This is a genomic window from Nocardia sp. NPDC003183 (assembly GCF_053590715.1).
Genome location: NZ_JBSFTG010000001.1, coordinates 1,692,880 through 1,702,362, shown reverse-complemented (window position 1 = coordinate 1,702,362; position 9,483 = coordinate 1,692,880). Strand labels below are relative to the sequence as shown.

General features: G+C 62.8%; 9 protein-coding genes and 1 pseudogene. 5 read left to right on the top strand and 5 right to left on the bottom strand.

Features of this window, described 5'->3' with window-relative positions; translation table 11 throughout:
- Window positions 1-241 precede the first annotated feature (241 nt).
- On the top strand, window positions 242-526 hold the full coding sequence (locus ACWDXS_RS07800) for a hypothetical protein (RefSeq protein ID WP_449963341.1): 285 nt from the start codon (window positions 242-244) through the stop codon (window positions 524-526).
- 38 nt (window positions 527-564) lie between these two features.
- Here the strand turns inward: ACWDXS_RS07800 and ACWDXS_RS07795 are convergent, their stop codons facing one another.
- The 4 genes from ACWDXS_RS07795 to ACWDXS_RS07780 form a co-directional block, all read right to left on the bottom strand.
- Window positions 565-1,230 (bottom strand): response regulator, encoded by a 666-nt coding sequence (locus tag ACWDXS_RS07795; RefSeq protein ID WP_449963338.1) that lies wholly within the window; start codon window positions 1,228-1,230, stop codon window positions 565-567.
- Complete coding sequence (locus tag ACWDXS_RS07790; RefSeq protein WP_449963335.1) at window positions 1,227-2,474, bottom strand: sensor histidine kinase; 1,248 nt, start codon at window positions 2,472-2,474, stop codon at window positions 1,227-1,229. The genes ACWDXS_RS07795 and ACWDXS_RS07790 overlap by 4 nt, the downstream gene beginning before the upstream one ends.
- A 72-nt stretch (window positions 2,475-2,546) precedes the next feature.
- Window positions 2,547-3,119: a hypothetical protein gene (locus ACWDXS_RS07785; RefSeq protein ID WP_449963332.1), complete on the bottom strand. Its 573-nt coding sequence runs from the start codon at window positions 3,117-3,119 to the stop codon at window positions 2,547-2,549.
- 233 nt (window positions 3,120-3,352) lie between these two features.
- Window positions 3,353-4,312: an ATP-binding cassette domain-containing protein gene (locus ACWDXS_RS07780; protein WP_449963329.1), complete on the bottom strand. Its 960-nt coding sequence runs from the start codon at window positions 4,310-4,312 to the stop codon at window positions 3,353-3,355.
- A gap of 356 nt (window positions 4,313-4,668) precedes the next feature.
- Here ACWDXS_RS07780 and ACWDXS_RS07775 point away from each other — a divergent pair, with 356 nt between their 5' ends.
- The 4 genes and pseudogenes from ACWDXS_RS07775 to ACWDXS_RS07760 all read left to right on the top strand — a co-directional run.
- On the top strand, window positions 4,669-5,373 hold the full coding sequence (locus tag ACWDXS_RS07775) for a response regulator transcription factor (RefSeq protein ID WP_449963465.1): 705 nt from the start codon (window positions 4,669-4,671) through the stop codon (window positions 5,371-5,373).
- Window positions 5,351-6,898: a sensor histidine kinase gene (locus ACWDXS_RS07770; RefSeq protein WP_449963326.1), complete on the top strand. Its 1,548-nt coding sequence runs from the start codon at window positions 5,351-5,353 to the stop codon at window positions 6,896-6,898. Before ACWDXS_RS07775 ends, ACWDXS_RS07770 begins: the two co-directional genes overlap by 23 nt.
- Before the next feature lie 648 nt (window positions 6,899-7,546).
- Entirely contained in the window at window positions 7,547-7,708 is a 162-nt protein-coding gene (locus ACWDXS_RS07765; protein WP_449963324.1) for a hypothetical protein, read from the top strand.
- A 574-nt stretch (window positions 7,709-8,282) separates the two neighbouring features.
- Window positions 8,283-8,465 (top strand): annotated as a pseudogene (locus tag ACWDXS_RS07760) (IS701 family transposase); the annotation flags it as partial.
- A 552-nt stretch (window positions 8,466-9,017) separates the two neighbouring features.
- Here the strand turns inward: ACWDXS_RS07760 and ACWDXS_RS07755 are convergent.
- Window positions 9,018-9,416 carry a hypothetical protein gene (locus tag ACWDXS_RS07755; protein WP_449963321.1) on the bottom strand — a complete coding sequence of 133 codons (399 nt, stop codon included), beginning with the start codon at window positions 9,414-9,416 and terminating at the stop codon, window positions 9,018-9,020.
- Window positions 9,417-9,483: the final 67 nt, after the last annotated feature.

Here is a 9,483-nt window from a genome sequence, read left to right as displayed (position 1 = left end):
GCGATCGGGACGGTGTTGGGTCAGCTGTTCGTGACTGCTCCGGTCGCGATTATGGCTGCGGTGCAGTACTTCACGACGATCAACGCCCCAGCCCCAGTTCCCGCGAAGTGAGGAACAGCCCTGCAGCGTGACCACAGACCCACGCTGCGGGGCTGATCAATCGCCTTTGCAGACTTGAACTGTCGACCCCGCGCGGCTGTGCACACCGGATGGATTAGATCGAGTTGGGACAGCCCGTGTGGTGAACGAAGTCGAGGGCTTGCATTGCGCGCGTCGCGGCCGCTCATACCGCTCGGGGTTCCGTTCGCTTGTTGCTACCAGTGACCTGCTCTGTACGAAGATCCTTGAGGTAGCCGACTGCGACTCGGCAATCCTGCGCATTATGCCTGATGGCGGGCAGTGTTTGCACAAGCAACGTCTCGGCCGGATCGCCATGATCCTGGAGGTCGGCATCAAGAACCATCCTGTGATCGGCCGACTGACCCTTGCTCGTGCATTGCGGACATTGTTTGTCCCTGAGGAATAACTTGGCCAGGTACCGAGCATCGGCCGATGATCCGGATTTTATCCGCGCGTGACGAGGCCGGTATCGTATGCGAAGATAACGGCCTGCACTCGGTCGCGCGCATCGATCTTGGCCAGGATCCGACCGATGTGCGTCTTGACCGTGGATTCGGCCAAGACCAGTTCGGCTGCTATTTCGGTGTTGGTGCGGCCAAGAGCGATGGCGGTGAGGACCTGAGTTTCCCGAAGGCTGAGCGCAGCGAGGCGCGGGTCGGGGTGGTCCGTAGTCGTTGCCGGGCCGGGAAGTCGGTCCACGAAGCGGTCGAGCAGCCGTCTGGTCACACTCGGCGCGACGACCGCGTCACCGACAGCGACGGCACGTATTCCAGCCAGAAGCTCTTCGGGCAGCGCGGTTTTCACGAGGAAGCCACTCGCGCCCGCGCGTAGTGCAGCGAAAGCGTACTCGTCGAGGTCGAAGGTTGTGAGCACCAGGATGCGGGCGGGGCTCCCGGACGACACGATGTGTCCGGTGGCGGCGACGCCATCCATGCCGGGCATCCGCACATCCATCAGAACGACGTCGGGGCGCAGATCTTGCACCATGCGGACCGCGTCGCTGCCTTTGCCCGCCTCACCTGCGACGGTCATATCCGGCTGGCTTTCCAACAGCATGCGAAAGCCCAGGCGCTGTAGTGGCTGGTCGTCCACGATCAGGATAGTGATCACGACGCGACCTCTTCGTCGCCGATGTAGAGCCGGGTGCGCACTTGCCACCGGCCACCGGGAATCGGGCCGGCGTGCAGGGTCGCGTGGTAGCGGGCCGCTCGTTCACGCATTCCGATGATGCCCCGGCTGGTTCCAGGCGCCCGGTCGGTCGTGGTGCCGCTGTTGATGACGATGATGTCGATCCGATCGTCGGTGCGTTCTAGGATCACCTGCGCGGACGCTGATCCATCGATCACAGAATGTTTGAGTGCATTCGTCAACGCCTCCTGGACAATTCGATAGATATCGAGTTGAGTGCCCGGCGAGGTGTCTCCGACGGATCCTCCGACCGTCAGCCGTACCGGGAGTCCGGCCGATCGCACTCGATCGACCATCGTCGTGAGATCGTCGAGACCGGGTTGTGGACTCAGATGGGCGGTGTCGATGTGATCTCCGGAGGCCGACAACAATCGCTGTAGTTCCGCGACCGCACTGCGTCCGGTCACTGCGAGGCTGTCCAATGCCGTTCGAACGGTCGTCGGGTTCTTCTCGTAGGCGTACGCGGCACCGTCGGCGAGGGCCACCATCACCGAAAGATTGTGGGCGATCACGTCGTGTACTTCTCGGGCAATGGTCGCCCGCTCGGCAGCGACCGCCAATGCGGTGTCGCTCGCTCGTTCGCGAGCGATGCGTTCGGCGCGATCGTGCAGGGAGGCGATGTATCTGCGACGACTGCGTACCGCGAGACCGATACTCGCCGCGGCGACTGTCATCGCGGACAGCAGCAGGAAGATCTCGACACCATCTCTGAGCGCCCATCGCAGCACCCGGACCGCGACCACCGCCTCCGCGGCCGCGACCGCGGCCAGCATCCAGGAGAAGGACTGTCCCAGCGCTATCCCGTAGAGGGCGATCAGTAGAGGGATGTCACCGTTGGTCCAAGATCCGAATACGGCTTGGATGGTCGTGGCGATGGCGATGGCGACGAAGACACCGCGAGGGTATCGCCGCCGTAGTACCAGCGGAACGGTGGCGGCCATAACCATCGCGACAGAAATCAGCGGGGCGACCTGTGCGGGTGGGCGCATATCCGCGAACTTGGCCGCGTCCGACGGCGGGCGGATAGCCACCACTAGGAGCAGCAGTGCGACCAGCCCGCCGTCCACGACGACGGGGTGCCGGTTGCTGAATGTCTTGATCCGACTGCCGAAGGTGAGAACCCGGGCTGCGACGGCATGTCCGACTCGATCGATGGTCTCGGGCACCGGTTTCCTTTCACCTACCGTCTCGGTGAGCTACTTCGTGCCGACCGACCGGGTCAGCCACGCTTGTGACTCTCACACATCTTGTCTTTTCAAGCGCAGCGCAGCGCCGCCCATCACGACAGCCGCGTAGCAGCACAGAACCGCGACGCCGCCGACCATACTGAGCATTCCGTCCTGCTGAGTTGTCGACATCACAGCGGTACCGGCGTAGTTGAGCAGATAGGGGGTCACCGCGTCGGCGATGCTGGTAGGCAACAATCCGATCAGACCGGGCACGACGAGCAAGGCGCCGACAAGTATGCCGATCGCAGCCGGCGTGCTTCGGACCAGGGCGCCGATTCCTACTCCCAGGGTCGCGATTACCGCCAGATAGAACGAGGCGCCGACCAAACTGCCGAATACTCCGGAATCGGTGAGGTTCGCACTCAGTGCTGCGGGCAGGAAGGGTTGTGCCACAAGGAATGCCAGCACCGTGATCCCGATCCCGATCGCGAATGCCACGCCGCCGAACGCAACCGCCTTCGCCCAGAGCATCGGCAACCGTTTCGGAACTGCGGCCAACGTCGCTCGGATCATCCCAGTCGAGTACTCACCCGCCATCAGCAGTACGCCGAGCACACCGACGGCAAACTGGGCGATCGTCAAGCCACTCAGACTGACATTCACCGCGTCGGCAACCGGGCCTGGCCTACTTCCGGGTTCGGCGTTACCCAGCGTGATCGCCGCGACGGTGCCGAGACCGACCGCGAATAGCCCCGCGACCGCTAACGTGATCCAGGTCGAACGCAGCGACCACATCTTGGTCCACTCCGAACGCAGAACCCGGGCCTGAGTCACTTTCAGCGCCGGTGTCGTCGGCTTGTTCTGTATCTGTGCGGTCATCGCTTTACCCCTGCTGCTTCGAGTTCCGGCGTGACGAGAGCGGTCGCCGTGCCGACAGTGCCCTCGTAGTCCACCGAATCCTTGGTCATTTCCATGTAGGCCTGCTCCAGCGACGCTGTTTGGGGGGTGAGCTCGAACAGGGTGATCGAGTGCGTCGAGGCGAGACGACCGATCGCTTTGTTGTCCAGTCCGGAGACCAGTAACTCGCCGGATGTCTCGGAGGACACGGCGACGCCCGGCGCCGCGAGCAGCGACGCGAGGAGTCCGGCCTCGTCGGTGACCACCCGCACACGCTGTTCGCTCGCTTCGTCGATGAAGTCCTGCACCGAAGAACTCGCGAGGAGTCGGCCGCGACCGATGACAATCAATTGGTCTGCGGTCAAAGCCATTTCGCTCATCAGATGTGAGGAGAGGAAGACTGTGCGGCCCTCCTTTGCGAGCCCGCGCAGGAGGTTCCGTATCCACAGCACGCCATCGGGGTCCAGGCCGTTCACCGGTTCATCGAGCATGACTATCGAAGGATCGCCGAGCAGCGCCGTCGCGATTCCCAGGCGCTGGCCCATGCCGAGGGAGAATCCACCCGCCCGTTTTCCGGCCACCTCGCGCAACCCAACCTGGTCGATGACCTCGTCGACTCGTCGACGACCGATGCCGTGAGTGCGTGCCAGCGCCAGGAGGTGATTGGCAGCGCTACGGCCCGGGTGGATTGATTTCGCTTCCAGCAGCGCACCGAGGGTGGTTAGTGGCGCGGGCAGGTCGACGTATCTACCGCCCGCCACCCGAACCTCGCCGGAGGTGGGACTATCCAAGCCTACGATCATCCGCATGGTGGTGGACTTGCCTGCGCCGTTCGGGCCGAGAAATCCGGTCACCTTGCCAGGCCGTACCACGAAGCTCAAATCGTTGACGGCGATCTTGTCGCCATATCTCTTGCTCAAACCTTCAACTTCGATCATGGTCGCTTCCTGATGTCGATTACGGGATACTTCGACGGTAGGAGGGCTGAGCCGCGCACACGTCATCCCGGGGACGGAACCCGATGTTGCAGGTTCCTACTGTGGTACTACCGGCGGGGGTTGTGAAGCGCCGGTTGCAGGTTGTCGTCGGCGCGGGGTCGGTCTTGTCGCGTTTCAGAGCCGGGCAATGTCGGGTTGGGATGGGTCAGAAGTGCGGACAGCGATGTCGCCGCCGGTATCCGAATCACAGCTGGCACACAGGATTCATATAGCCAGTCCATAGCAAGTTTGCTGACACTGGGCTGATGTCATATGTGGACGCAGGCGCAGTGCCCGGGCAGATCGAGCGGGAACCTCTGCGGCGCAGCGACGGGGGCGTGATCTCGGTGCTGATCGTTGACGATGAGCCGATGCTTGCCGACATGATGGCCATGGCATTGCGGTACGAGGGTTGGAATACAACCACCGCGGATGATGGTGCAGGTGCGATCGAAAAGGCTCGCGAATCCCGTCCCGACGTGGTTCTGCTGGATGTGACGCTGCCCGATATGACCGGGCTGGAGGTATTGCGCCACATAAGGAAGGAAATACCATATCTACCGGTCCTCTTGTTGACCGCGAAGGATTCGGTAGAAGATCGGATCGCGGGATTCACGGCCGGCGGCGACGATTATGTGACCAAACCTTTCAGCATCGAAGAGGTGGTACTACGTATACGCGCGCTACTCCGGCGCACAGGAGCCGAATATGACAGCCGTATGGCCCAGATCATCGTTGGCGATCTGATCTTGGATGAGGACAGTCATGAGGTATCACGGGCGGGCGAGCAGATCGCGTTGACAGCTACTGAATTCGAGTTGCTGCGATTCTTGATGCACAATCCGAAGCGAGTCCTGAGTAAAGCTCAGATCCTCGATCGGGTATGGCGCTACGATTTCGGCGGGCGGGCCAGCGTTGTGGAGTTGTATATTTCCTATCTTCGCAAGAAGATTGATTCCGGTCGCGAACCTATGATCCACACGCTGCGCGGAGCCGGGTATGTGCTCAAGCCGACGCTTTGACGCCGGGTCGGCTCACAGTTGGCGAAGCACGTCGTCGTTGCGGACCAGGCTGTTGGCGGGGCAGTTGCTGCTGATGGCAGTAGTCTGCCTGTGTGTCGGCGCGGCGACCGTGTTCGCATTGCACCAGTTCATGATGGACAAGCTGAATGCCGAAGTCAGTGAGTTCGGTCAACGAGCGGCGGACCTGAACGGATTGGTTAATTCCAAGCTGGAACACCCGGTGAGTTCTCCGACATCGCCGCCAAGATCAATGGGTGTGACCGGCCCGGGCCCAGCTTTCCTTGGTGCGCCCGGGCAACCGATCGGCGCTATCGGGGCCGTCGTCGACGACGGCATGCTCGTCAGCGGTGGCGTCCTTACCTCTGGAGAAGCCCGCGGTGAGCTTTCGCCGGAGGCGTCCGCCGAAGTGAGCTCACTCGCTGTCGACCAAGCCCCTGTCACCCGCGTCATCGACGGGCAGGGACGCTATCTAATGGTTGCCCGGACTGACTCTGCCGGGCATTCGGTGGTGCTGGGTGTTCCGATGAAGGAGATTACCGAAACGGTATTTCGGGTGCTGGTCATCTTTCTTGTTGTTACCGGCATTGCCTTGTCCGCGGCCGCCACCGCTGGAATCGTCATCATTCACCGTGCTTTGGCTCCGCTGGACCGAGTCGCGAGCACCGCGGCTCGCGTCGCTGATCTACAGCTCGATCGCGGCGAAGTCGCCTTGCCGGTCAGAGTCGCTGCTCGTGACACCGATCCGCGCACGGAAGTCGGACAGCTCGGCGCCGCAGTGAACTTGATGCTGACCCACATAGCCGGCGCCTTGTCTGCGCGGCATGCCAGCGAGACTCGTGTGCGCCAATTCCTGGCCGATGCCAGCCACGAACTGCGCACTCCTCTCACTGCGATACGTGGCTATACCGAACTCGCACAACGTAACTGGTCGCAGGTGCCGAACAACGTCGCCAATGCAATGAGCCGGGTGTCGTCCGAGGCCGAGCGGATGACCGGCCTGGTCGAGGACATGCTGCTACTTGCCCGCTTGGACTCGGGGCGTCCGTTGGTGCGCGAGGACGTGGACCTGTCGGTGCTGACGGTCAACGCCGTCAGTGATGCCCATATCGCCGGTCCCGAGCACCGCTGGGATCTGAATTTGCCAGAGGTTCCATTGATGATCACAGGGGACGCGGACAGATTGCAACAAGTGTTGACGAACTTGCTCGCCAACGCGCGCATACACACCTTGCCTGGTACTTCCATCACCGTGACGCTGGAGTCCGACGATCGAGATGGAGCGTTGTGGCGTGTGATCGACGATGGTCCTGGTATCCCGGACGCGTTGCAGGACGAGGTCTTCGAGCGTTTCGCCCGGGGCGATTCGTCGCGATCCCGTCGTTCGGGAAGTAGTGGGCTCGGGCTAGCCATTGTCGCTGCAGTGGTGAGGGCGCACGACGGAACAATCGTCTTGAGATCGGTTCCTGGCGCCACCGAGTTCATCGTCCACCTACCGAAGGGTGAACAGCGCCCACTTCCAATGTAGGTCGGCGAATTCGTTGCGCGGCAAGACTGGAATTCTGCCGCTGCGCGCGGATGGTCACCTTATGGGTCTATTCACAGCATCCTGCTGAGTTATTGACAGGCTCATAGGGTTCGATCGAGCTGTCGGTACCAATGGTGTCGATGTTCGATTGCGGACCGCGGTCGCCGCCGAACATCGATTTCATGTCCAATGTGGGCAGGGTGTCGGCTCGTTCCGGTCTCTACCGGTCCGACGTGGATCGTTTCGCTGCTTCCCTCCGGCGCGGACCGAAGTCGGCCGGTGTCCGAAACGATTCGGCACGAGTGGCGGCGCTGCCCGCTGCCACTCGTGCCGAGATCGGAAGTCCGATGACAGTCGCCTCCGACCTGCCGAAATCCCCTAGCCGAATAAATAGTTTGTTCATAGCGGTAACCCAGCTCCGCCTTGTTACATCGGAAGCGAGCCGCTGAACGGTGGCTTGATCCACTGATTGAAAGGACCTCATGTTGTTTTCGAGAAGGAAGCCCACCAAGACCCGTCGTCTGGTGACTCGCACGGCCATCGCAGGCGCGCTGATCGCCGTTCCGGTGACTGCGTTGGCCGTCCCGGCGTCCGCCGACGCCTCGGTGCCGACCGCTACACAGATCAGCGGGCCGCACTACCCCGGTAATGAAGCGTGGCCTGGTGGTGACCGTCGACCGGGACCCGGCGACGATCATCGACAGGGTCCAGGGCATCGTGGCGGCCCAGGTGAGGGCTTCGATCAGGGGCATCGGCCAGGCCATCGTGGCGGCCCGGGTGGGGGCTTCGATCAGTGGCCAGGCCGAATGATGCCTCAGACCGGTTCCTTCGGTAGCAGCTGACCTCAGGCGACCCAGGCCTCCTCCGCCGTGCGCGGAGGAGGCCTGACCAGTGCTCGGGCTTGTGAATTCACCAAGCCGACAACCGACTTCAACAGACGCGGTGGCCGGGCCACGAGTAGTGCACTACCTGGATCGGCAGTCGCATTGAAGGCCCGTCCGCCATTCAGCGCAAAAAGCACACATGCTGTCGACGCTGTCCGACCGCTGAGTCCCTGGTCCCCTGGGAGCTGTTCGGCCGCATCCGCTCTCGCCGCCTTCTGCGAGCGGACCTCACTGCGGCCGGTGCGGTGACGGTGAAGCGGCCAGCCTCTGCCGGGACACCAGCGCGGACAATCTGGCTCCCGGTCCTCGTGTAGCAAACCTGACCGGCGTGAATCTCACCGATATTCGCTACGACGACAAGACTCGCTGGCCGGACGGATTCACTCCGTCTATCTCGGAAGCAGACGAGCGCGGGAAGGGCTCGGCTTTCTGCTGGCGATACCGGACGCATCGCGCAAAATTGGCCAATTCGGGAACGACCGAAACCAGTTGCGCTATTTCGCCGGCACGTGGAGGAAGCGTTTCAGCAGGCCAAGGGGTGAAGCCGGACTGAATCACCACCAGGTCCGAAAGTGGCGCGCCTGCTATGGCCACATCACCTTGGCCATGTTCGCTCTCGCGTGGCTCGCTCCATGAAAACCGTTGCCACCAAAGGGGAACCAGCGAACACGAACAGGGCATGATCGCTCTGGCGCTACCCGAACTCCGCTGCCTGATCATCGCATTCATACCCACCCCCGTCCATCCCGCCAACCACGTCTGGGCCTGATCACGCTGGTGACGACACCGATAACGCCGGGCCCGCCTATCACGCTCCCGCCGCCGTGGACACCCACCCGCGTAACCACCGAGTGCAGTTGCAGTATTGGAGGTCCGCAGCCGCCGGATAAGGAGGCAAGATGAGCAAAGTTGTGGCGGCGTCCGAGCTGCTCGCCCCGCTGTCACTCCCGTCATGCCTCGGCGATGCCGCCGCTGGCGCGGTCGGAACTCGGCTCGGCCAGTTGTTCGTCGCTGCTCCGGTCGCGATTATGACTGCGGTGCAGCATTTCGCGACGACCATCGCGCCTGCCCAGGGCCCCTGCGGAGTAAGAAACAGCCCTGCAGCACGGCGCGGTGCGCCGTGCTGCAGGGCTGTTCTATCGCAGTCGGACGCTTCGTCGGATCGACTGGTCGTTTTGTCGATCGCTGGGGGACCACCACGCGACGGCCGCCCAGTCCGACGTGTCACAGCTATGTCACGGCCGGGAGATACCGCACGCCTCGAAGGCAGCCTTGGCCGAGGCGATTTGCTCGTCAGAAGGTTCGCCTTCCGGTCGGTTCTCGCGACTGAACCCGGCGTCGCTGAGGCACTGCTTCTGCTCGGCGGTGAGCTGGGGGCGCTCGGGCATGGGGATCCCGCACGCGGCAAACGCCGCCCGGATCGCATCGATCTGCTGCTGAGAGGGCTTGCCCTCCGGTCGGTTCTCCCGGCTGAGTCCCCGGTCGGCCAGGCACTGCTTCTGCTCATCGGTGAGCTGGGCATGGTGGCCCTGCCCTTCGCCCGGCGCGGCCGATGCGGTTCCGCCGCCAAGACCGGCAGACAGAGCCATCCCCATCATGGCGATGGCCACGAACGAATTGCGGACGATACGCATACCGACGCTTCCTTTCCTCGACTCAGTCGCCGCGACCGCGGCGACTGCCTGAGTCTCGACGGCGCGG

Coding starts and splice junctions, on each gene's coding strand:
- ACWDXS_RS07780 (WP_449963329.1), bottom strand. CDS start 4,312: ATGATCGAAGTTGAAGGTTTGAGCAAGAGATATGGCGACAAGATCGCC.
- ACWDXS_RS07770 (WP_449963326.1), top strand. CDS start 5,351: ATGTGCTCAAGCCGACGCTTTGACGCCGGGTCGGCTCACAGTTGGCGA.
- ACWDXS_RS07765 (WP_449963324.1), top strand. CDS start 7,547: ATGAAGCGTGGCCTGGTGGTGACCGTCGACCGGGACCCGGCGACGATC.
- ACWDXS_RS07755 (WP_449963321.1), bottom strand. CDS start 9,416: ATGCGTATCGTCCGCAATTCGTTCGTGGCCATCGCCATGATGGGGATG.